Origin of the sequence: Vibrio sp. CAU 1672, assembly GCF_029223195.1 — a bacterium.
Classification (GTDB): Bacteria; Pseudomonadota; Gammaproteobacteria; order Enterobacterales; family Vibrionaceae; genus Vibrio.
On the sequence record NZ_JARHUF010000002.1, the window covers coordinates 104465 to 128359 of the forward strand.

The following is a 23895-nucleotide window of genomic DNA, read 5'->3' on the forward strand; positions in this document are numbered from 1 at the left end:
TAATCGTTTTCCCATCCTTGAATTACACTACACTTAATTGATAAGCAAATGCCTGTGATTCCCGTCACATAACGGCTTACCCTACACTTACTCAGTGTTACAACTGAACAAATAATCAGGAAGGAATTGCAAATGTCTTCTGCATTTTACCAACAGATCCAGCAGCAACTTGAAGAGGTGAAGGCGGAAGGCCTTTACAAAGCAGAACGTATTATTACCTCTCAGCAACAGGCGGCGGTGAAAATCTCAACCGGTGAAGAAGTGCTCAACTTCTGTGCCAATAACTACCTCGGACTGGCGAATCATCCGGCGCTGATTGAAGCGGCAAAAGAAGGGATGGATGAGCATGGCTTTGGTATGGCTTCGGTACGTTTTATCTGCGGTACGCAAGACATCCATAAAGAATTAGAACAAAAGCTGTCTAAGTTCTTAGGTAAAGAAGATACCATTCTATATACCTCTTGTTTTGATGCCAATACTGGCCTGTTTGAAACCATTCTGGGCAAAGAAGATGCAATCATCTCCGATGCACTTAACCACGCCTCAATCATCGACGGAGTCCGCTTGTGTAAAGCGATGCGTTTCCGTTACGCCAACAACAACATGCAAGAGCTGGAAAAGCAGTTAATCGCGGCCAAAGAAGCCGGTGCCCGCCACACGCTGATCGTTACTGATGGTGTGTTCTCAATGGACGGCGTTGTCGCCAACCTGCCGGCGATCTGTGATCTGGCAGATAAATATGGCGCGCTGGTAATGGTGGATGATTCGCACGCCGTTGGCTTTATGGGTAAAACAGGCGCAGGTACCCATGAGTACCATAATGTGATGGACCGGGTTGACATCATCACCGGTACCCTGGGTAAAGCGATGGGCGGTGCATCCGGCGGTTACACCTCGGGCAAGAAAGAAGTGATCGACTGGCTGCGTCAGCGCTCTCGTCCGTATTTGTTCTCCAACTCGGTTGCTCCGGCGATTGTTAACGCCTCGATTCGCGTGCTGGATCTGCTGCAGGAGAGTGACGATCTGCGTGCCCGTCTATGGGAAAACGCAGCGCACTTCCGTACACGTATGGAAGCGGCAGGCTTTACGATGGGCGGGGCTGATCATGCCATCATTCCAATCATGTTGGGTGATGCAAAAGTCGCGGCTGAATTTGCTGAACGTGCGCTGGAAAAAGGCATTTACGTGATCGGCTTTTCTTTCCCGGTGGTACCAAAAGGGCAGGCACGTATTCGTACACAGATGTCGGCCGCGCACTCGCGTGAACAACTGGATCGCGCCATTGACGCCTTTATCCAGGTTGGTAAGGACATGGGCATCATCTAAATGTCGCTACGCGTTTTTGCACCCCGGCAGCTTGCCCGGTGAGAAAGCGAATCTGCTTGAACACTGTATCGCATTGGTTTGCCCCGTACAGAGCAGGGCAACGAAAGGTAAAGAGTATGAAAATTAAAGCACTTTCCAAGCTAAAGCCTGAAGAAGGCATCTGGATGACCGAAGTTGATAAGCCGGAACTGGGTCACAACGATCTGCTGATCAAAATTAAGAAAACCGCGATTTGTGGTACCGACGTCCACATCTACAACTGGGATGAATGGTCACAGAAAACTATCCCTGTGCCGATGGTGGTAGGTCATGAGTACGTGGGTGAAGTGGTCGGTATCGGCCAGGAAGTTCGCGGTTTTGAAATTGGTGACCGCGTTTCGGGCGAAGGTCACATCACCTGTGGCCACTGCCGGAACTGTCGTGGTGGCCGTACTCACCTATGCCGCAATACCATTGGCGTTGGTGTTAACCGTGAAGGTGCGTTTGCAGAGTATCTGGTGATCCCGGCGTTTAACGCGTTTAAGATCCCTGAGGGTATTTCTGATGATCTGGCCTCTATCTTTGACCCGTTTGGTAACGCTGTGCATACCGCGTTGTCGTTTGATCTGGTTGGGGAAGATGTGCTGATCACTGGTGCCGGCCCGATTGGGATCATGGCCGCCGCCGTGGCGAAGCACGTTGGTGCCCGCCATGTGGTGATCACGGACGTGAATGAATATCGCCTCGATCTGGCGCGTAAAATGGGCGTCACGCGTGCCGTCAACGTGGCACAAGAGAGCCTGGAAGAGGTTATGCAGGAGCTGGGCATGACCGAAGGCTTCGATGTTGGCCTGGAAATGTCGGGTAACCCATCGGCGTTTAATTCAATGCTGAAAGAGATGAACCACGGCGGCCGCATTGCGCTGCTGGGCATTCCGCCATCAGACATGGGCATCGACTGGAACCAGGTTATCTTCAAAGGCCTGGTGATCAAAGGCATCTACGGCCGCGAGATGTTTGAAACCTGGTATAAGATGGCCTCACTGATTCAGTCAGGTCTGGATCTGACCCCAATCATCACTCACCACTACAAGATAGATGACTTCCAACAAGGCTTCGACGTCATGCGTAGCGGGCAGTCTGGCAAAGTGATCCTTGATTGGGAGTAGGGGAAATCAGGATGTAAGTGCCATATTCTCGGAAAGACATTTTACTGGTTATAAAACCATGCGAATGGCAAATTCAGCCCCAAAATATAGTCAAATTAGCCCCAAAATGCTTTGGGGCTAAATTGCTTCTTTTCTTGTAATTTTTCAACAGGTTATTGGTTTTTTACTTCGCTGATGAGGATGTAGTTCAAGTAAACTATGATTCTTTGGTGGTCAACTACCCTAACATGCTCGCACAAGTAGCTTCACACTGCGCTGCATATGGGAAAGGCTATGAAAATGATTCTACTATCACAGATGGTTGGGGCATTACTATCGGCTATGGCGATTTATCGTTGTAGAGGCGAAATAGAACCTGAGTCATTCTTAAAAAAATCATAGTTAATTAGCTCTTTCTTAGGCATAAATTATTAGCTCTGAGCAGACTCGTTTATGCCCCAAGGCAGGTTAGTGCATCTACTCGCCGCATATCTTAGAGTTTCATTTTGACATAGTTTATCTAACTCAAAAGTGTCTATTTGAAAAAAGTAGCAATTTAATATTCTACGTATATGGAAATGTATCTCTATTTCTAAAAGACATACATGGGCTTATCAAAAAGTAGCATTACTAGTATTTTCTATTTGGTTCTACTATTAAAAAGCATAGCAGTATCTGGCTGTGAGTAAGCTGACAGGAACAGTGGCAATTCTCTAATGTAGGTATAAGAGCTGTTAATCATCAGGATGCCGCTACACCTTTGTATTGTTCTGACAATAATTATGTAAGGAGAATCGTATGAAAGCGTTGATTACCGCCATCGCAGTGTCAGCCGTGTTGGCATCGACTGCTATTGTTGCCAGTGAGCATCAGGTAGGGCATGGCATGCAACAGGGCGGAATGGCTATGGGTATGATGAGTCACGATCAAATGACTGCAATGCACAAACATATGCAGGAAATGCAACAGCTGATGACGAGTATTAAGCAAGAAAGCGACCCTGAAAAGCGTGAGCAGTTACTGCAAGAACACCACAACAGTATGCGGGCAGGAATGCATATGATGATGGGAAATACCAGTGCGCAACATTCTGGAATGAAGATGGATGAGCGCCTGAATATGATGGAGCAGCAAATGGGTATGATGCATATGATGATGGAACAAATGATGGAATCTGAGCAACAACATCAACAGCAGCATCATGGCCATGAGTAACCTTGCTTAAATTGCTAGTGTGGCCCGGGTTGAGCCTGGGCACCACATAGGGAGGAATCATGTCTCTAAATGCTGTGAAATTTGCTATTGCTTCGCCGATTAGGGTACACCTCAAGGGGGAATAATCTCTCCAACCTTGATGCTAATGACTCTCGCGGGAATAGAGCAACAAATAAAATCTACAGCCCTGAAAAAGGGTGCTAGGGCCAACTTTATCGGTTACGCGGATGATTTCGTGGTTACTTGCTCTTCAAAGGAAGTGCTAGTGAACGACATCAAACCGTTGATTGCTGACTTTCTGGCAGAAAGAGGGTTAACCCTCTCCGAAGAGAAAACGAAGATCACTCATATTGATGATGGCTTTGACTTTCTAGGCTTCAATCACAGGAAGTACAAAGGGAAATTACTCATCAAGCCGAGCAAATCCAACACGTTGTTATTCTTGAGAAATCTACGAGAACTCATTAAAAAGCACGCAACCATCCCTGTTAACGATCTTATCAAGTTGATAAATCCGAAACTCAGGGGATGGGCGAATTACTATCGCCATTGTGTTGCTAAAAAAATATTCGGGTATGTCGGCCACAAACTATTCCAAGCGCTATGGCACTGGGCAGTTAGACGTCATCCAACCAAGTCCAAAGACTGGGTTGTTCATAAGTACTTCCTCAATCGTAAAGGCCAGTGGCAATTTCACGGTTGGCAGAAAATCATGAACATGGACTGTCACTTCAATCTGTTCCAAATAGCGAAAGTGCCCATCGAACGACACGTGAAAATCAGGAGTGCTGCGACCCTTTTTGACCCTCAACACCAAGAATACTTGGCGAAGAGGAAACCCAAAAGGCTAGCTCGTAACTCTTGGAAAGAGCCTGTCCTGACTGCGTTATAAGTTGCTGGGTATCAATGATGCCTTAGTGGAGGCTTGAGCCGTATGCAGTGAAAGTTGCATGTACGGTTCTTAGAGGGGCGGCACTTGGTAACAAGTGTCGTCTACTCGACAAAAGTGAGCTGATGTTTGTCTTACGATAAAATACTGAAATCGCATAATGAGCCCCGAGACTAAAAGCATCAAGGATCATTATGTATTTATCGTTAACGCAATTTCGAGGCCTGGGTAACCTAAACCTCCTGTAGTACGCGCGCCTCTAATTGGGGTGATGTATATTTCACCGCGCCAAGTTCCTGCAACAAATGCCTGACCAATATGGCATAGATAAACATCATTGGCATACCAGCCACGACACACAAGGATTTAATGGTGTTGATGCCACCGCCACATAGGAAAACACTGAAGCTGATGAGCGCTATGGCTCCGGACCACAATAATTTTACCTTGTTATCCGGATCGCCATTCAACGCCAGTTCGTTAGTGGTCAGCATAGCCGTAGCGACGCTTGCACTGGACATGGTGGTTAGCATTAAGAAGAATTGGATAACCAGAAACAGAGCTAGAATACCAGATGTTGCTGGTAACGTTTTTATCAGTGACACAACCGCAAAGGTTAAGCCGCCGTCGGCCATCCATTCCTGCACAGGGAAACCGCCGATTAACTGAGCCCATATAGCGTAGCCGCCAAAAATAGAAATAAAGAACGCGCAGCCAAGAGAGCCCATAGAAATTGCATACAGGATAACTTCCCGAATGGTTCTTCCTCTGGATATTCTGGTAATGAACAAACCCATCATGATGAGGTAGGCGTAGTACCAGAACCAGTAATACTGAGTCCAGCCCTGAGGAAAACCGCTTTGCTGTACCGGATCGGTCCATAGCGACATTCTGAAGTAGTTATCCAGCATTACCCCGATTGAGTCGGTGAAATTATTAAGAATAAACTGAGAGTTTGAGGAGAACAGAACAAATAAAGCAAACCCGATGGCAATAGTTACTGTGTAATCGGATACTTTACTGATCCCCTGATTAAATCCAACCAGCATTACGCAAAGCAGAGCAATCACAAACAGCAGGATAATACAGCCTTGCAGAAGTAATCCATTTTCAATACCCAGTAACTCAGAAGCCCCTGCGGCAAGCAAGGTAACGGTAAGTGCTAATGAGCTTGCAAAAGCAGTCAGTGTTCCAAAAATAGCCAGGAGGTCGATGGTCTTAGTTACGATAGGATGCTCGCCGACTACTGAAGCGCACAGTGTGGATAGTTTCAGGGTGCGTTTCTTCTTTACATAGAATGCGTAGGCAAAAGGAATTGCCGGAAAGCAGTAAATAGCCCAGCCAGTGATCCCCCAATGGAATATTGAGTAGGTAACACTCCATGCGGCGGCAGAATAGCTGTTTGGCTCTGCAAAGAGTGGCGGTGACTGTATGTAATACATGGGCTCACCAATACCCCAGTAGATAAGAGATGCTCCGACACCAGCAGTAAAAATCATACCACCATATGAAAAGTTACTGTATTCAGGTTTTTCTTCTCCAAGCTGGATATCCCCATACCTTGAGAATGCCAGCCAGAGTAAAAAGCCAACCAGCGCTAGGCTACCAAGTTCAACTATCCAGCCGAACCATGTGGTCACAAAAGCCATAGCCCCATTTGCCATAGCCTGCGACTGTTCAGGATAGGTGGATGAGATAATCAACAGGGCAAGTACAAGTACGATTGCTGGCAGAGCCAGGCCATAATTAAGATTCTTCAAAGGTATCTCTCCATTCAGTTAGAGCCTGAATATGGTCAGGTCTTATTCCACAGCATCCTCCTATAGTGGTGGCGCCAAGTTCGTACCAACGCTTGGCGAACGCCAGATAATCTTCGGGTGAGAGCTCACGCATGGATTGCAATGTGTCGTTGGCCTGATGATCAGATTGAATAGGTGTAAAGTTGTTGGCATAGATACCGATTTCAACATCGACACCATAATGGTCAATAACCTCCTTCGCATCCTTGATAGCTTGCTCCATTACTTCAGGAACGGAACAATTGAAGAAAATACCTTTGCCGCCGGTAAAGCATACCAGTGCAGCCGCAATTTTGACGGGCTGCCCTGATCTCAGTTTCGCATCACATTCAGTGTCATCTGCCAGGGAGAAGGAGTAGTAGCTGTCTTTGCTAGAGTTTTTCAGTACGGAATGAATTACCTCAAATTCCTGCAGACTGGCAATTGTTTCAGCAACCCACAGGTCAACATGGGGCTCTTGTGCATGAAAAAGTGTAGTGAAGATCTCTTTTGCTTCATCAGCTTTAAATAGATCCGGACGATAGCTGCCAAACGCAGGCGGAATTGAGCCAGCGACACGAACAGGATTATTACGCTTAGCGCGTTCATTTTGTGCAACAGACTGAGCGATAACAGCAGCCTGACGTGCCAGTAGAGCGCCATCTGTTTTATAAAGCTCATCGCCAAGGTGAAATGGTACGCAGGCATAGCTGTTGGCGATGATAATTTCAGCGCCAGTATCAATAAAATTCTGATGGGCCACACGGACGTGATCATGAGATTCGATGAGCGCTTGTGTGCTCCATAAGGGTTGTGAGAATGGTGCGCCAATACGCCTAAGCTCGCGGCCCATTCCACCATCGAGAATAGTTAGTTTCTTCATAATGCAGTTTCTATACAACTTAATTAATAAATGCCATTGAACACATATTATGATCGAATTCAAATTGAAACGTACTCAAAGAGAACATGAAGAAAATTCAAGAGGATAAGTTTTCTCGAAAGTGACCTATGCAAAAGTCGCACTTGGGCCAAGGGGGATAATTCCCGTAGGATTGAGTGCCTTTATTGAATAATAGCCCGCCTTAATGTGTTCGATATTGACGGTATTACTCACGCCGTCAATACCATAGACACGCTGCATGTATGCAAACAAGTTAGGCATGTCTCTGATGAGATTACGGTTACATTTAAACAATCCGTGATAGGCAACATCGAATCGAATCAAGGTCACAAACAAACGAATATCTGACTCTGTAAGTGATTCACCGAATAAGAATTTTCTGCCATCTTTAAATCGGTTTTCGAACTCATCTAATACTGAAAACACATTCTCATAGGCTTCGTTATACGCTTTCTGCGTTGTTGCAAACCCAGCCTGATAGACGCCATCATTGAGGTGTGAGTACATGTGGCTGTTTAGCGTGTCAATGTCTGATTGCAGAGTGATTGGATACAGGTCCGGACCTTTCTCAACAATGTTAGTAAAGGCTGTGTTGAACATTCGTACGATATCAGCAGATTCATTATTTACGATGGTTTTCGTCTTCTTGTCCCATAACACAGGTACTGTCGCCCGTCCTGTAAAATCAGGGTTGGCCTGACTATATAGTTCGTGTACATAAGTGGCATTATTGAGGGTATCCGCTTCACTCTCTGAAAAACCGCCAATTTGCCAACCCTGTTCGGATAATTGGGGATTCACCACCGTGACGGAAATAATATCTTGCAGGCCTTTTAACTCTCGTGCTATCAAAGTGCGACTTGCCCATGGGCAAATGTAAGCAACATAAAGATGATAGCGATCGCGTTCTGCTTTAAATCCACCGTGACCTGTGGGGCCGGGGGTGCCGTCTGGAGTGATCCAGTGACGAAATGAAGATGTTTGTCGGATGAACCTTCCTTGATCATCTTGTGCTTGTACTGGCTGCCAGTTCTCTTTCCATACACCGTTAACTAACATAATTTGTCTCCTCTAAAATACTTTCCTGCTGTTACAGGAAGGCTGAATCCTGGCCATATGAAACACTTAGTCGTGTGAACCATTCTTTACGATGGATTGAGCTAGCAAGCTGTCTGCCGATAAGCGGCCAGCCCCCTGGAATGCCAGAGCAAGCGTTGCAGCGAATAGTGCCAGTGCAAACTCGTAACCATTGTTGGATAAAAACAAACCATTGCCCACATGCGCGCTGATTATTGCCACTAACATTGTTATTGCACTTATTGCCGCAGTTGGTCGTGTTAACAGTCCGGCTATTAATGCCATGCCACCAAAAAACTCGACACTGCCAGCCAACAGCGCCATTAAGTAGCCGGGCTCCAGGCCAATACTGGCCATCCATTGCCCTGTTCCCTCAAGCCCATATCCACCAAACCAACCAAACAGTTTTTGTGCACCATGAGCAGCTAAGATTATTCCGATTGGAACACGCAGTACCAGTGCCGAAAAACCCGCTTCAGAGTTAAGTACTTTTTTAATAAGTTGTTTGTTCATTATTTGTTTCCTCAAACTTGTTAATTAAAACTGACCGTGAAAATCACTTCTGTCGAACTAATAAAAATACTAATAGCAATACTTTTATTGATAAATGGTTATAATATTGTTTGATTGCCAACGATTTATTTGTAAAAGGTGAAGGAAATATGGATCGCATCGATACAATGAAAGCATTTGTTACGGTTGCAGAAGAGGGGAGCTTCACTAAGGCTGGGGACAAACTGGGCACATCTAATCAATTGGTGAGTAAGTATGTATCTAACTTGGAGGAACATTTGAGTACCAGGCTGTTCAATAGAACAACCCGCAGAGTGCATCTTACTGAAGCCGGAGAACAGTGTTACCAGCAAACAAAACTCATTCTTGAGAGTGTTAGTAACATGGAAGGGTATTTCGGCGAGATGCAAAACTCGGTGCAAGGTGTTCTGCACATTAGTTCGCCGGTATCATTTTCGACGCTTCACTTAGCGCCATTAATCAGAGATTTTAAGAAACAGTACCCTGACGTTTCGATTAACCTAGAGCTCAGTGATCGCAAGGTGGAAGTAGTTGAAGAAGGCTTTGATGTTGCACTGCGGATTGGAAACCTCAAAGATTCGTCATTCATTGCCAAGAAAATTGCGCCTGTACGGCTGGTTCTCTGTGCATCGCCAGAGTATGTAAAGAAAGTCGGGCTGCCGACACATCCTAACGAGCTTAATCCCGGGGATTTTCTACGCTACACCTACATGGAGTACGGTCAGTCAAATCATCCATTGTTTCAGGCACTACGAGTTATTGAACAAAAAAAACAATCCAAATATGCGGCAAACAACGGAGAAGTGCTTATGGAAGCCGCCATTGCCGGCGAAGGCTATATTCTCCAGCCTACTTTTATCGTGGGAGAGGCATTAAGGCAGGGAAAACTTGTAACATTACTGAATGAGTTCGAACCTAATCCTCTCGGCTTATTTGCAGTGTATCCACACAGAAAGTTGTTAGCACCTAAGCTTCGTGTATTTTTAGACTTTCTCGGTAGTTATTATGGTCAGCCGCCATACTGGGACGAACTGTAGTGAGTAACTACTTTCGCTTATGTGGCTTTCATCAAGCCAATGAGAAATCGCGGGTGTATCGAGATGAAAAGGCACTTCTATGCTTATTAAGGTAAGTTTGACACCAGTAGTGTAACGGGCAACTTCATGGTATTAAAAACCGGCCTTTACAAGCTAACTGTCCTGAACAAATTCTGATTTTTATCGGAGCGACTTGTCATCGTTCTTATGCTGAACAACATCAGCGTTTATCCGGATTTGTACCGGTACGTGCCAAGCGAAAATCCATATGCAGTGAGTGGGGACTTACTTCCAATTATGTCCGGTAATCAAAGATTTCATATTGTTTCTGCTATCTAAGCGGGGTTTATTATGTGTGCGCTTTCACAATATAACCAGAAAAGGGAAAATGATGAACAAAACATGGATAGCACTCGGCTTGTCGGTACTGTTTTCAGGCGGGTTGCAGGCGGCAAACTGGGGCTATGAAGGGGCTCATGGCCCGCAGCATTGGGGCGAGTTTGCACCGGAGTGTGCGAAAGGGAAAAATCAGAGCCCGGTGGACGTTCGTGCGTCCGTGTCTGCGGAACTGCCGGATCTGGCAATGCATTATCAGGGCGATGTGGTTTCGCTAACCAACAATGGCCATACCCTGCAGACCGGGTTAACCGGAGACAACATACTTACGCTTGACGGGCATACTTTTGCGCTCAGGCAATTTCATTTCCATACCCCGTCTGAAAACCGGATTGATGGCAAGCCCTATCCGCTGGAGATGCATTATGTTCACGCTGATGCGCAAGGTAATTTAGCCGTGGTAGCGGTGTTCTTTGAAAGCGGGAAGAGCAACCCGGCATTGGCTGATATGCTGGCTGAAATTCCGGCCGAAGGCGAGCAGGTGACTCTGGCGCAACCGTTCAAAACCAGCGCGTTGATCCCAAGTGAACGGGGTTACTATCGTTTTAATGGCTCATTAACCACACCACCTTGTTCCGAAGGGGTACGCTGGTTGGTCATGAAACAGCCGCAGACGCTTTCTAAGCCGCAGCTTGAGCAACTGATGGCGGTGATGGGGGAGAATAACCGCCCTGTTCAGGCAATTAATGCGCGGCTGATCCTGAATCAGCGCTAGTTAATCACAAGCCCATCCGGATCCGGATGGGCCTGGAGCTGTCGCTAGAGGTATTCTTCTTCTGCCACCGGCTGTTCCATCCTGACCGGATCTAACTTAAGTGTCTGGGTCGGGAAGGCGATATCAGCGTCATGCTGTTTAATGATATCGACCACTTTCAGCAGTACATCCTGCTTGACCTCATGATAACGCACCCAGTTAACGGTTTTAGTGAAGGTGTAAATAAAGAAGTTCAGCGACGAGGCGCCAAAGGCATCAAAGTTAACGATCAGGGTTTGCTTGGTATCGATATCTTTGTGGCTTTTTAGCATTTCGCGCACGGCCTTGATGATCTGCGGGACTTTATCCGCATCATCGTAGCGCAGGCCGATCGTTTCGTGGATGCGGCGGTTGAGCATCCGTGACGGGTTTTCCACTATGATGTTGCTGAATACCGAGTTTGGTACATACAGCGGCCGTTTGTCGAAGGTGCGGATACAGGTCATCCGCCAGCCAATGCGCTCCACTGTGCCTTCAATTTGCCGATCGGGAGAGCGGACCCAGTCGCCAACTTTGAATGGACGATCGAAGTAAATCATCAAGCCACCGAAAAAGTTGGACAACAGGTCTTTGGCTGCCAAACCGACGATCAGCCCCCCAACACCACCAAAAGTCAGCAGTCCGGACAAACTTAGTCCGAATGCTTGCATGACGGTCAGAACACCAATGGTAATGAAAAATAACCGAACTATTTTTGCTATCGCCTGTACGGTGGTTTCATCACGATTATTCTGGGCCAAAACGTGCCCTTCAACGTTTGAGACTAAACGGATGATAGTCCAGACTAAAATGGTGATGACCAAGATTTGCTTCAGTGTACCCAGCCAGTCAAACTTATCATGCAGTTCATTTTCCAGAGCGATGCCTAACGAGACGGTCGCAGGCCACAACCATATCAGTGCGCTGAGTGGCGTTTTAATTGCATTGAGTAGCAAGTTGTCCCAATGAAAGGTGGTTTTCTCTGCTATATGCGAAAGTCGAGCGTAGACCACGCGCCACATTATCCAGGCGATAAAGCTGATGATCGTCAGGAAAAGCACGCTTCCGGCCCAGTGCTGTTCGCTGATGAGTAAATAGTCCTGCAGGTTTGAAATCCAATTTGGCATAGATTACTTGTTTTTTTGTTGAGCGATGACAGCAAGGTAGCAGAAATCTTAATATCACCATAGTGTAACTGGCGTGACTGTTTGATTTATTGGTGGTTTTTAGGTCGGGTTCCGATCGGTAACTTTGTGCGTTAAGCCTCATGCGCGGCGTTGCGGATAATAACCAAGTTGCTGAATATTAAATAAATTTCATACTTTAAGTGATGTGACTCAGCTCGTATTTTGTGTTAATAACTTACTATTCTCTCAATGAATTGTAGGTTCTTTGACTCATCGCTAACATTTATACCAGCGATCTGTGAGAGGGTATGCGCACTTGATGATGCGGAGGCGGTTATGGAATTTACGGAACTGGACAGAAATGCACTCTATGACATTTGGATGTCACAGAAAGCCAAAATGCACATAACCCAGATGGAAATGGCCAAGCGGCTGGGATTGAGTCTACACGAGTTTTCCGCACTGTTGCGTGGTAGTGCCCCACTGACGCTAAGGTTTGTTAACCAGTTGTGTGAACAGCTGCATGTCCGACCGTCACGGGTGATCCCATCGCTTTCTGAACGCGATTTAACTAACGGCAGTGCTATCTATTTGCAGAATCGTGTCACGGTTGATGGTGAGATTCGCAATGTCTTCGTTGATGGTAATCAAGTCGTGATTGAGTATGAACATAAGCTCAACTGAAGCGTGATTACCATCGCCCGGATTCAGATAACAAATGCGAGCCAATTGGCTCGCATTTGTTATTTTGTCTGGCTCACTTCATCGACCAGATACAGTATCGACTGATACGGGATCCCGCTGTGATGCGACAAGCCGATTTCACATGTCCGGCTGTTACTGAAGCCCCGTTTACAGCCCTGTGGCACTTGAGCTTTGAGTGGATGTACGGCGGCTTGGTTAAGCTCAGGCGTGGTGAAACCTTTGTCACCGGCCCAGCCGCAGCAATGGATGTGCTCGGGAACAATCACCTCCGATGCGCAGGCCTGCGCCAGCGCAAGTATGCTGCTCTCCAGCCCCATCCGGCGTGAGCTACAGGTAATATGTAGCATTATGGTTTCATCCACGGGCCGGATATCCAGATATGGCAGCAGATATTTGCTGACAAAGCCGGTGGGTTCGAGGATCTCTAGCGGCTTGCTGAATTGTTCGATACTGCGTTTGGCACACGGGCTGGTATCCATCAGGATCGGCAATTTACCCTCAAGGCTGGCTTGCCATAATACCTGTTCAAGCTGCCTGGCTTTGGATTCGGCCAGCTCAGTCATGCCTTTGCTGTCATAGGGCATTCCGCAGCACTGCTCATTGAGCTGGTCTGGAATGAGCACTTCAAACCCGGCTTTGTGCAATAGTGACATTGTCACTTCTGTCAGTGAACGCTGATCATGGGCATCCGCTTGTTGGCCCATGTTGCGGCTGGCACAGGAAGGCAGGTAAACCACTTTGTTCTCATTTAGGGTGTGTGGTAGCGGCAACTTACTTAGGTCGTGGCGGTTGGCTTGCGGGTACTCTGCATACCAGATTGGGGTGGCTCCCTTGGTGAGGGTGCGCAGGCCATTGGTCAGTCTGCCGACGGTTTTCTGGCCGAGTAGTTTGCTGGCAACCTGATTGGCGCTAAGTCCGGCTCGCGCTATGCTGGTGGTGGCACTGAAGTGGTCGGCAGTCCATTTGGCGATCGGGGTAAACTTTTTGTATTTGGCGGTGCGCAGCTGTTTGATCAAATCACCGGTATTAATGCCAACCGGACAGCGTTCAGCGCACAGACCGGTTGCGGCGCAGGTATCGATCCCCTGGTAATCGAATACTTTCTTCAGTTCAGAGGCTTCGGTTTCAAGGCCGGCATGTTGGCGTCGTTGCAGCTCGCGGTATAAAACGATACGTTGCCTTGGTGACAAGGTGAGGGTGCGCGAAGGGCAGACCGGTTCACAGAAACCACATTCGATACAGCGATCAACCAGAGGATCCGCGCCGGGCATCGGTTTGAGGTTTTCAATGTGGGCGTGGGGGTTGTCATTGATGATCACCCCCGGATTGAGCAGGCCTTCAGGATCAAACAGCGTTTTGATCTTTTGCATCAGCTGGTAGCCTTCTGTGCCCCATTCTAGCTCAACATAAGGCGCCATGTTACGCCCGGTACCGTGCTCGGCTTTGAGTGAGCCTTGATATTTGACGGCCACAAGATCGGCGACATCATCCATAAACTGGCCGTAGCGCTCGATTTCTGCCTGGCTGTCAAAGCCTTGGGTGAATACAAAGTGCAGGTTACCTTCCAGTGCGTGGCCAAAAATGATCGCCTCGCTGTAGTGGTATTTATCAAACAGCCCCTGTAGATCCCGAACTCCATGAGCCAGGGCTTCGATTGGGAAAGCAACGTCTTCGATGATCACTGTGGTGCCCACTTCCCGTACCGCTCCAACAGCTGGAAACATGCCTTTGCGGATCCCCCATAATGTTGCGACCGTCGCCGGGTCGCTGGTGAAGGGCACTGACTCCATGATGGTGTAATCAGCCAGGGCGTCCATAATAGATTTACATTGTAAATCTAATTGAGCCTGATCTCCGGCGTGAGATTCGACCAAAATTGCCGTCGCTTCTAGATCCAGTTGCTGAATGAATGCCGGCATGCCTGCTTTATCGGCCACAGAGCGCAGTGCGCGGCCGTCCATCAGCTCAACCGCCGCGACCGGCATGTTTGCAAGTGTTGTGACGGCGCGGCAAGTTTCCTCAGTGGTGGCAAACACCAGCAAGGCTGAGGCTTTGTGTGGATGTTCGACAACGGTGTTATAGGTTATCTCAGCGATAAAGCCCAACGTACCCTCTGAGCCGATCATCAGGTGTTCGATCACTTCGATCGGATCCTGGTAATCCACCAGAGCGTTAAGTGCATAGCCGGTGGTGTTTTTTAAACGGTACTTGTGCTTTATTTTGCGTGTAAGTTCTTTGTTATCAGTGGTTTGCTTGCATAGTGCTGTAATGCCAGCCAGCATTTCGGGGTGGGAGGCTTTAAAGGCCGCGATACTTTCGGCATCACTGGTGTCAAGCAGGGTACCGCCACTGAACACGATCTTCATACTGTCGACGGTACGGTAGGAGTTGTGCGCGGTACCACAGCACATCCCGCTGGCATTATTGGCGGCAATCCCGCCGATTTTGCAGGTATTGATCGAGGCCGGATCCGGGCCGATTTTGCGCTGGTAAGGGGCGAGGTGTTTGTTGGCATCTGCGCCGATCACTCCAGGCTGGAGAAGTATTTTGTGGCCATCGGCGATGATCTTGTGACCTCGCCAGTCATCGGTCAGCGTGATCAATACCGAGTCAGATACCGCCTGGCCGGATAAACTGGTACCCGCAGCGCGGAAGGTGCAGTGAACGCCGAGATCACGACAGCTCTGGATGGCAAAAATCACCTCTTCGAGAGAGTTAAGCCGCAACACGATTTTCGGTACCAGACGGTAGAAACTGGCATCGGTACCATAGGCAAGTCGTTTCGCTTCCTGGGTGACAATGCGTTGGGGATCAATACGCGTTGCCAACCTGGTCTCTAGTTGCAGGTAGGTAACGTCTGGAATGGAATTGGCCATGGTTGCTTCCTTTGCTCGCAGTATCTGGACAGCGCTGTGTCATGCTTTTGATGGCTGCCGGGTTCATCGTCGATAATGCCTCTGTCGGACCCGACAGAGGCTAGTCGAATTTTGGTTTACTTATCAGTAAGTAATAGCACAATTAGCTCACTGGGTCCGTGAGCGCCGTAGGCTAAGGTTTGTTGGATGTCGGCGGTTTTTGACGGGCCTGATATCAGTAGCGCATTGGTCGGCATGGTAGTAGACCAATTCTGCTCTACCATGACTTCGAGAAAATTACTGTACAGTGTCGATTGTTTGATCACCGCAATGTGCCTGGGTGGCACCAGTGATAGGGTTCGGGGTTCCCCCTCACCCGGCCACAACACCAGCGCCCCGGTATCGGCAATGCCGGCCAGGGTGTGGGTCACGCCGACATCGATCTGGTTGAACAGCTGACTTTTCCACGTTTCGATTTTTTGCTCAAAAGCGGTGACCTCAAGTTTACTCAATCCTTGCTGAAATGCCGGGATATACTCGCCGTCGCTACCGATGGCGGCGCGCTGACAGCCTTTTTCATTTGTGACTGCCGCAATGGTATCGGCCAGCTGCGTTTCCAAAATGGCATGGACTTCAGCATGGGTGGCCTGTAAAGCATCGACAAAACGGCTGACTTTCTCTGCCGTGGCAATGTTTTGGCCGTGCCCCCAGGGCTGATAGCTCAGATGAGCCGAGCTTTTTTCCATCGGGTCTGCGGCTTTAAGGCGGTTAAGGATGTTTGTTTTGGCCTGGCTCATCATTTACCTCGCTGGCGTTTTTCAATCATAATCTGGTGCAGGGATTTTTCTGCTGGTTTTGGTGCACTGCGGCACTGGGTCCATGGTCCCAGTTTGCTTGGCACCAGCCCGCGCAATTTGGTCGCGACACTGGTGCCGGTGTGGTAGAGCTTCGGGTGGCTGGCGGCGTAGGCGTAACCTTTCATTGCGGCTGCTTCTGCCGTGTTGTGAGCTGCTTTCTGCCCTTTTACGGCCTGTTGTCCGGCTTTAGGCGATTTTTTTGACTCTCGGCGCAGGCGCTGCAGCATCTCCGGAATAGGAATGCGTACCGGACAGACTTCGCCACACGCCCCGCACAGGCTAGAAGCTGTCACCAGATCCTTGGTTTTATCCAGTCCCAACAGATGAGGAGAGATAATTTTGCCGATCGGGCCCGGGTAAACGGTGCCGTAGGCGTGCCCGCCGATTTTGGTGTACACCGGACAGTGGTTCATACAAGCACCGCAGCGGATGCATTGCAGAGTCTTGCGCAGTTCTTCATCGCGATAAGCCTGCGAACGGCCGTTATCGAGCAGTACCAGATGAACTTCCTGCGGGCCATCTTTTTCAACCGGCTTACGCGGCGAGGTGATCATATTAAAATAGGTGGTGATCGCCTGTCCGGTGGCCGAGCGGGTCAGGGCGCTGTACAGTGGCGGCACATCGGTGAGGAACTCCACGACTTTTTCAATCCCGGTGATCGCGATGTGTACATTGGGGACTGTGGTTGACATCCGGCCATTGCCTTCATTTTCGACCAGGCAAAGCGTGCCGGTTTCTGCTACGGCAAAGTTGACCCCGGACAAGCCGATGTCAGCATCGTGAAATTTTTCCCGCAGGCGTTGGCGACCGGTCTGGATCAGGCTGTCGACGTCGGTGGTCGGGGTGAAACCCTCCAGGTTATGCTTGAAGGTGTCGCTGACTTCCTGCTTATTTTTGTGGATCGCCGGCATAATGATGTGTGAAGGCTTATCCCCGTCAAGCTGCACGATGTACTCGCCCATGTCACTTTCCAGGCATTCGATACCAAGCTTCGCCATTTCGTGGTTGAGCTCAATCTCTTCACTGACCATTGATTTGCCTTTGATGATCATTTGAGCCTGGTGGGCATGGGCGATGTGGGCAATGATGGCATTGGCTTCATCGGCGTCCTCGGCCCAGTGGACATGGATCCCGTTGCGGTAGCAGTTGAATTCGAGCTGTTCCAAAAGTTCCGGGAGCTTACTTAAGCAGCGCTGGCGGATGGCCTCGGCTAAATCGCGGATGGCCTTTTCTTCTTTTGGGTCGGAGAAAGCGGCTTTGCGCTTATCGCGCAGATAATCCATCGCGCCGCGAAAGTTGGCACGCAGCTGCTTATCTGCCAGTGCCTGCTTAGCTTGCTGATGAAACTGTTGTGGTGTTTGCAACATTAGGCTTTCCCTCCGGTACGTTCAAGCAGGAAGCTGGCCAGGTGACGACCTTGCATCGCTTTGCCCTGATATTCCAGTGCGCCATTGATGTTGAGCAGGCAACCCCAGTCGGCACTGACTAAGGTATCGGCGTTGGTTGCTGACAGGTGATGGGTTTTATCCTCCACCATCGCCTGAGAGATATTTGGGTGGCGTACCGAAAAGGTGCCGCCAAACCCGCAACATTCGCTCTCATACTCCTGCATACGTAGTTCCACGTTATCCAGTTGAGACAGCAGTTCGGTCGCCGTCACATGTACATTCATTTCACGACGTGCGGCGCAGGAGGTGTGCATTACCACAGAAGTGGGCTTGCCCTGGTCGTTGAGCTTGACGCGGCATACATTGACCAGGAACTCGGTCAGCTCGAAGACGCGCTCGCAGAACTGGTCCACTTGGGTTTGATTTTCATCGCCTTGAAACAGGCGGCGGTAATGATGGTGCATCATCCCCCCGCATGATCCCGATAACACGATGACGGGGTAATGCTCCGGAAAGAGTGCCATCTGGCTGAGGGCGACTTGTTTCGCTTCGTCGTCAAACCCGGAAGAGTAGGCGGGTTGACCGCAACAGGTTTGTTTTTCGACAAAGATGACCTCGATGCCTTGTTGCTCAAGTAGTGACATGGCATCCAGACCCGCTTCCGGGTCAAATAAGTCCACCAGGCAAGTCGCATAAAAATACACCCTTTCTGGCTTGGCTGGATAAATACGCATTGGCAGTGCTCCCGTGTAAAGAATGACGCTGCTGCCAGGGGGGAGTGTGAGTGGAGGTCACACGGTTTGTCGGGGTCGAGTCGACAGCAGCGTCATATTGTTGGCAGAGGTTTTATGTGCTCTGCTCAAAAACTGTGTGTGCTATTTGGTCATCAACGCATCATTTGGTCATCAATGCATCGGTGAGCTGGAAACCGTAAATCAGGATCAGACCGATAATGCCGGTTACAACAAGGTAGTAGAACGTCGGGATGATCGTCTTACGCAGGGTGGCCCCTTCTCGTCCGAGCAAGCCAACGGTCGCGGAGGCCGCTACCACGTTATGGATGGCGATCATGTTACCGGCCGCGGCGCCGACGGCTTGCAACGCGACGACCACCACACTGGAAATGGTCAGCGTTTGCGCTACTTCAAACTGGAACTGGCTGAACATCATGTTAGATACGGTGTTGGAGCCGGCAATGAACGCGCCCAGGGCTCCTACCGTAGCACTCAGGGCCGGGAAGGCATTGCCCACCAGGTCAGCAGCAAAATTGGCGGTAGCGACCGGCATACTGGCCAACTCAGCCCCATTAATACCGGAGTTAATGAAGATTCGTACCATCGGGATGGTAAACACCAGAACAAAGCTGGCGCCGATGAGGGTTTTGCTTGATTCGCCGAATGCTTTTGCCAGAGGTTTGGCACTGCCTGACTGCAGGATTACGGCTAATAAGGCAACGAACACCAGGATGCCACCCGGCAGGTAAAGCGGCTGCACTGCAGTGCTGATACCGGTTTCACCAAGAATGTTACTGAACGATACACTCACGCTTTTCAGCAGGTTCTTGAAATCAGGGCTGACACGGCTGGCAACCAGAACCACGGCCAGCATCACGTATGGGGCCCAGGCTTTAGCCAGGCTCATTGGCTTGCCTGCATGGTCATCCAGGTTGATTTTCAGCGAACCCAACCACTCAGCCGGCCATTTATCTTCCGCTTCGAAGTCCCATTGAGATTTAGGTACCAGAAAGCCTTTTTTCGCTGCGGTGACGACAATCGCCAGGCCAACCAGACCACCGATCAGTGATGGGAACTCCGCGCCGAGAAATACGCCGGTCAGGGCATAAGGGATGGTGAAGGAGACACCGGCAAACAGAGCAAACGGCAGAATGTCCAGGCCTTCGCTCCAGCTCTTGTTTTTGCCGAAGAAGCGCGTCAGCATCATGGCCATCAGGACCGGGATCAGGGTGCCGACTGTTGCATGGATCAGTGCCACACTTGAGGTGATTTGCTGTAGGTAAGCGTCCCAGTTAGAACCGTGGGCAACCAGAGTTTCACCGATATTGTGGGTGTCCAGGCCTTTATTGACGCCAACGATGATCGGGGTGCCGACCGCGCCGAATGACACCGGCGTGGACTGGATCATCATGCCCATTAACACGGCCGCCAAAGCGGGGAAGCCAATCGCAACCAACAGCGGCGCAGCAATGGCTGCTGGGGTGCCAAAGCCCGATGCTCCCTCAATGAATGAACCGAAACACCACGTGATGATGATCGCCTGTACCCGGCGGTCGGCCGAAATGTCAGTAAAACCGTTACGGATGGTGGTGATGGCGCCGGTGTGTTTTAAAGTGTTAAGCAAAAAGATAGCACCGAAGACAATCCATAGCACCGAGACGTTAATGCCTAAGCCCTGAAAGACAGAGGCTAGTACCCGGGTGGCAGACATGTCCCAGAACACCAGGGCAATAAATACCGTCAACCCGAAGGCGACAGGCATGGCTTTTTTGGCTGGCCAGTTCAGGCCAACAAGTAGGATGGCAGCGACGACGATCGGCGAAAACGCGATCAAGGCTAACAATGTTTCACTCATGGGTACTTCCTCGTACTCTGATTTTCCAATCTCAACAACTGCTGACGCTGTGGCTTGAAAAAATTTATTGTTTTTGTAATTGATTTGTTAATTTGAGGTGAATTTACCCCTTTGTTTTTTATTGATATAGGGAAATAATGAAAATAATTAATTCCAAAAATCACATAATCAGATGAGAGCAGATGATTTAATCCTGTTTTCCCAGGTAGTAGAACTGGGCAGTTTTAGTAAGGTGGCTGAAGAAAATAGCCTTACAAATTCGGTGGTTAGTAAAAGAATTGCCCGGCTGGAAGAGGAAATAGGCGTACAGTTATTATATCGTACAACGCGTAAATTGACCCTGACTGAGGCAGGCAAGGTTTTGTTACACAGTGCTAAAAATGTGAAGCAAGCCACTCAGGAAGCGATGGATGCCGTGTCGGGTTTTGGTGAAAATGTCAGCGGCCACATTAAAATGTCAGTGCCGACTATCTCCGGCGACCTGATCCTCGCCGATGCCGTAGCCGAGTTCTGCAATATGCACCCGGGGCTGACCGTCGATATGTCTTTGGATAACCGCTTTGTCGATCTGGTCGCTGGCGGTTACGATCTGGTGATCCGCACCGGCTATCTGGAAGACTCCAGTTTGATTGCGCGCCATATTCTCGATTCCCAGTGGGTGGTGTGTGCGTCTCCTTCCTATATTGCCAAGCAAGGTAAACCGCTTGAGCCAATTGACCTCTGTTCGCATAACTGTTTGCAGTATGCCTACCAGACGACCGGTGCCAGCGACTGGGAGTTTAAGGGAGATAAAGGCAATTACATTGTCAAAGTTTCTGGCAGTTTCTCTACCGACAACGCTACCGCGTTGCGTAAAGCGGCACTGGGAGGTCACGGTATCGCGTATGTGCCGCGTTGCCTGGTGTATCACGATATTCGTAATGGTCAGCTGGTGGATATTTTCCCCGAACTGGTGGGGAAGAAGCTCGGCATCTATGCGGTCTACCCATTTACCCGCCAGCCGCCGAACAAAGTTAAACTGTTGATTGAACATATTCGTCAGCGCTATCTGACCATCTCTCATTACTTCTAAGCAACTCATAAATTTGCGAAATGTTGCATAGCTGAGGTTGAAATCGCAACGTTTTACCCTAATGATAATAGTTCTCAATAAATCAATCGTTCACAGAAAACGGAGCAACACGGACGTATGCATTACCCAAAAACACGTAAAGACACTACCGTCGATAACTACTTCGGCCAGCAAATCGCCGATCCTTATCGCTGGCTGGAAGATGATCGCAGCGCGGAGACCGCCGAATGGGTGTCCGGGCAAAACTCAGTCACTTTTGACTTTTTAGGCCAGATCCCCTACCGGCAGCAGATCCGTGACAGGCTCGCCAGCAGCCAAAACTACGCCAAGTACTCACAGCCGTTTGTGCGCGGCGATTACACCTATTTCTACAAAAACGACGGGCTGCAAAACCAGAGTGTCCTTTATCGGCGTAAAGGTGACGGTGAGGCGGAAGTCTTTCTGGATCCGAACAGCTTTTCTGCCGATGGTACGACGTCGTTAGGCGAAGTGAGCTTCTCTAAAGATCACCGCCTGGTGGCGTATTCGATATCAGAAGGCGGCAGTGACTGGCGCAAGATCGTGGTGATCGATGTCGAAACCAGGCAGCAGTCAGAGCCAGCCATCGTCGATGCAAAGTTCACCGCCATCTCCTGGCTGGGTAGCCGTGGTTTTTTCTACTCCAGCTATGATAAACCACAAGGGAGTGAGTTATCGGCCCGCACCGAGCAGCATAAGCTGTACTACCATGAGCTCGGCACGGCCCAGTCACAGGATCGGGTGATTTTTGGTGCGCTGGACGGCCAGGTACACCGCTATGTATCGGGCACAACCACCGAGGACGACTGCTACCTGATCATCACTGCTGCTGAGTCAACCTCCGGCAACCGCTTGTATTACGTCGATTTGGCGAGTGCTGACCAGGCGGTCATTCCGCTGCTGGAGCACACCCGCTCGGACACTTACCTGATCGACAGCCAACAACAGCGACTGTTGTTTTATACCAACCTGGATGCGCCGAACGGCAAAGTCGTCAGCTACCACACGGAGAGCGGTATATGGTGTGAGGTGATCGCGGAACAGGATCAGCCACTGGAGATCAGCAAGGGCGGCGGCCATCTGTTTGCGACTTACATGGTGGACGTCTTATCCAAAGTTCAGCAGTTTGATTATCAGGGCCAATTGGTTCGTGACGTCGACCTGCCGGGACAGGGTACCGTTTATGGCCTGGCTGGCCTGGCTGGCCTTGCTGAGGATAGTACGCTGTACTATACCTTCACCAACTACGTGACACCGCCAACCATCTTCTTGTTTGATGTCGCTACTGGTGCTTCTGAGGTGTATCAGGAGTCGCAAGCGCCGTTTGAACGCAATCAATACGAGTCTAAGCAGGTATTCTACCGTTCGAAAGATGGCACGCCGGTGCCGATGATCATCTCGTACAAAAAAGAACTCAAACCGGATGGCAGCACACCGACCATGCTGTATGGCTATGGCGGCTTTAATGTCAGCCTGCCACCAATGTTTTCCTGTCATATTGCGAACTGGCTGGATCTGGGCGGCATCTACGCGGTGGCGAATCTGCGTGGTGGTGGCGAATACGGTAAAGCATGGCATGATGCGGGGATCCAACTCGACAAACAGAATGTATTTGACGATTTTATCGCGGCAGCGGAATATCTGATCGCCGAAAACTACACCAGCCCGGAGCGCCTGGCCATTCGTGGTGGTTCCAATGGCGGTTTGCTGGTCGGGGCATGCATGACCCAACGTCCGGAGCTGTTCAGGGTTGCACTGCCAGCGGTGGGGGTGCTGGATATGCTACGGTACCATACCTTTACTTCCGGTGAAGGCTGGAAATACGATTACGGCACCGCTGGGCAGAGTGAAGAAATGTTCAGCTACCTGCTGGGGTATTCGCCGGTACACAATGTGCAAGCCGGGGTGGCCTATCCGGCGACGATGGTCACCACCGCCGACCATGATGATCGGGTGGTGCCGGCTCACTCTTACAAATTCATTGCCGAGCTGCAGGCCAAACATCAAGGCGATCAGCCGGTATTGATCCGTATCGATGTGAATGCCGGTCACGGCGCTGGGATGCCGCTTAACAAACAGATCGATCTGATGGCCGACAGCTATGCTTTTACTCTGTTTAATATGGGGATTGAGTCTCTTTAGAGCAGCAGGGTTTTTCGCCATTAAAAAATGCCGCGCAAACGCGGCATTTTTTTGGTTGGGGGGAACTCATAGAACGGTATCAGAGTGACTAAGTCTGATCCACTGAACCAACCAGTGTCGGCGGCC

Annotated in this window: 18 protein-coding genes and 1 pseudogene; 9 read left to right on the forward strand and 10 right to left on the reverse strand. The window is 49.5% G+C overall.

Features of this window, described 5'->3' with window-relative positions; all coding sequences use genetic code 11:
* Nucleotides 1-132 precede the first annotated feature (132 nt).
* From P2G85_RS02775 to P2G85_RS02790, 4 genes and pseudogenes are all read left to right on the forward strand, one after another.
* The gene (locus tag P2G85_RS02775) at nucleotides 133-1326 is read left to right on the forward strand and encodes a glycine C-acetyltransferase (protein WP_275862596.1); all 1194 of its coding nucleotides are present in this window, start codon (nucleotides 133-135) and stop codon (nucleotides 1324-1326) included.
* A gap of 116 nt (nucleotides 1327-1442) precedes the next feature.
* On the forward strand, nucleotides 1443-2474 hold the full coding sequence (gene tdh / locus P2G85_RS02780) for an L-threonine 3-dehydrogenase (RefSeq protein ID WP_275862597.1): 1032 nt from the start codon (nucleotides 1443-1445) through the stop codon (nucleotides 2472-2474).
* 777 nt (nucleotides 2475-3251) lie between these two features.
* A complete protein-coding gene (locus P2G85_RS02785) occupies nucleotides 3252-3668 on the forward strand; it encodes a hypothetical protein (RefSeq protein WP_275862598.1) in 417 nt (138 codons plus the stop codon).
* Between the two features lie 103 nt (nucleotides 3669-3771).
* Nucleotides 3772-4560, forward strand: a pseudogene (locus P2G85_RS02790) (group II intron maturase-specific domain-containing protein); the annotation flags it as partial.
* Nucleotides 4561-4790: 230 nt separating this feature from the next.
* Here P2G85_RS02790 and P2G85_RS02795 read toward each other — a convergent pair.
* The 4 genes from P2G85_RS02795 to P2G85_RS02810 form a co-directional block, all read right to left on the reverse strand.
* Nucleotides 4791-6317, reverse strand: a complete 1527-nt coding sequence (locus tag P2G85_RS02795; RefSeq protein ID WP_275862599.1) for a BCCT family transporter — start codon at nucleotides 6315-6317, stop codon at nucleotides 4791-4793.
* Complete coding sequence (locus P2G85_RS02800) at nucleotides 6304-7218, reverse strand: homocysteine S-methyltransferase family protein (protein ID WP_275862600.1); 915 nt, start codon at nucleotides 7216-7218, stop codon at nucleotides 6304-6306. The genes P2G85_RS02795 and P2G85_RS02800 overlap by 14 nt, the downstream gene beginning before the upstream one ends.
* Before the next feature lie 126 nt (nucleotides 7219-7344).
* A complete protein-coding gene (locus P2G85_RS02805) occupies nucleotides 7345-8298 on the reverse strand; it encodes a glutathione S-transferase C-terminal domain-containing protein (protein ID WP_345795419.1) in 954 nt (317 codons plus the stop codon).
* A gap of 66 nt (nucleotides 8299-8364) precedes the next feature.
* The gene (locus tag P2G85_RS02810) at nucleotides 8365-8829 is read right to left on the reverse strand and encodes a DoxX family protein (protein ID WP_275862601.1); all 465 of its coding nucleotides are present in this window, start codon (nucleotides 8827-8829) and stop codon (nucleotides 8365-8367) included.
* A gap of 149 nt (nucleotides 8830-8978) precedes the next feature.
* On the opposite strand from P2G85_RS02810, the gene P2G85_RS02815 reads away from it, so the two are divergent.
* Nucleotides 8979-9887, forward strand: a complete 909-nt coding sequence (locus tag P2G85_RS02815) for a LysR family transcriptional regulator (RefSeq protein WP_275862602.1) — start codon at nucleotides 8979-8981, stop codon at nucleotides 9885-9887.
* A 391-nt stretch (nucleotides 9888-10278) separates the two neighbouring features.
* On the forward strand, nucleotides 10279-10998 hold the full coding sequence (locus P2G85_RS02820) for a carbonic anhydrase (RefSeq protein WP_275862828.1): 720 nt from the start codon (nucleotides 10279-10281) through the stop codon (nucleotides 10996-10998).
* A 44-nt stretch (nucleotides 10999-11042) separates the two neighbouring features.
* On the opposite strand, the gene P2G85_RS02825 is transcribed toward P2G85_RS02820, so the two are convergent.
* Nucleotides 11043-12143, reverse strand: coding sequence for a mechanosensitive ion channel family protein (locus tag P2G85_RS02825; RefSeq protein ID WP_275862603.1), 1101 nt, complete (start codon nucleotides 12141-12143; stop codon nucleotides 11043-11045).
* Nucleotides 12144-12479: 336 nt separating this feature from the next.
* On the opposite strand from P2G85_RS02825, the gene P2G85_RS02830 reads away from it, so the two are divergent.
* Nucleotides 12480-12827 carry a helix-turn-helix transcriptional regulator gene (locus P2G85_RS02830; RefSeq protein ID WP_275862604.1) on the forward strand — a complete coding sequence of 116 codons (348 nt, stop codon included), beginning with the start codon at nucleotides 12480-12482 and terminating at the stop codon, nucleotides 12825-12827.
* Between the two features lie 59 nt (nucleotides 12828-12886).
* Here P2G85_RS02830 and P2G85_RS02835 read toward each other — a convergent pair whose 3' ends face one another.
* From P2G85_RS02835 to P2G85_RS02855, 5 genes are all read right to left on the reverse strand, one after another.
* Nucleotides 12887-15724, reverse strand: a complete 2838-nt coding sequence (locus P2G85_RS02835) for an FAD-binding and (Fe-S)-binding domain-containing protein (RefSeq protein ID WP_275862605.1) — start codon at nucleotides 15722-15724, stop codon at nucleotides 12887-12889.
* A gap of 116 nt (nucleotides 15725-15840) precedes the next feature.
* Complete coding sequence (locus P2G85_RS02840; protein WP_275862606.1) at nucleotides 15841-16500, reverse strand: lactate utilization protein C; 660 nt, start codon at nucleotides 16498-16500, stop codon at nucleotides 15841-15843.
* Complete coding sequence (locus tag P2G85_RS02845) at nucleotides 16500-17927, reverse strand: LutB/LldF family L-lactate oxidation iron-sulfur protein (protein ID WP_275862607.1); 1428 nt, start codon at nucleotides 17925-17927, stop codon at nucleotides 16500-16502. The genes P2G85_RS02840 and P2G85_RS02845 overlap by 1 nt, the downstream gene beginning before the upstream one ends.
* Nucleotides 17927-18682 (reverse strand): (Fe-S)-binding protein, encoded by a 756-nt coding sequence (locus tag P2G85_RS02850; RefSeq protein WP_275862608.1) that lies wholly within the window; start codon nucleotides 18680-18682, stop codon nucleotides 17927-17929. Before P2G85_RS02850 ends, P2G85_RS02845 begins: the two co-directional genes overlap by 1 nt.
* Nucleotides 18683-18842: 160 nt before the next feature.
* On the reverse strand, nucleotides 18843-20537 hold the full coding sequence (locus P2G85_RS02855) for an L-lactate permease (RefSeq protein WP_275862609.1): 1695 nt from the start codon (nucleotides 20535-20537) through the stop codon (nucleotides 18843-18845).
* Nucleotides 20538-20709: 172 nt separating this feature from the next.
* Between P2G85_RS02855 and P2G85_RS02860 the strand changes: the two genes are divergently transcribed.
* Together P2G85_RS02860 and P2G85_RS02865 are read left to right on the forward strand one after the other, a co-directional pair.
* Complete coding sequence (locus P2G85_RS02860) at nucleotides 20710-21609, forward strand: LysR family transcriptional regulator (RefSeq protein ID WP_275862610.1); 900 nt, start codon at nucleotides 20710-20712, stop codon at nucleotides 21607-21609.
* 117 nt (nucleotides 21610-21726) lie between these two features.
* Nucleotides 21727-23769: a prolyl oligopeptidase family serine peptidase gene (locus tag P2G85_RS02865; protein WP_275862611.1), complete on the forward strand. Its 2043-nt coding sequence runs from the start codon at nucleotides 21727-21729 to the stop codon at nucleotides 23767-23769.
* The last annotated feature ends 126 nt before the right edge of the window (nucleotides 23770-23895 follow it).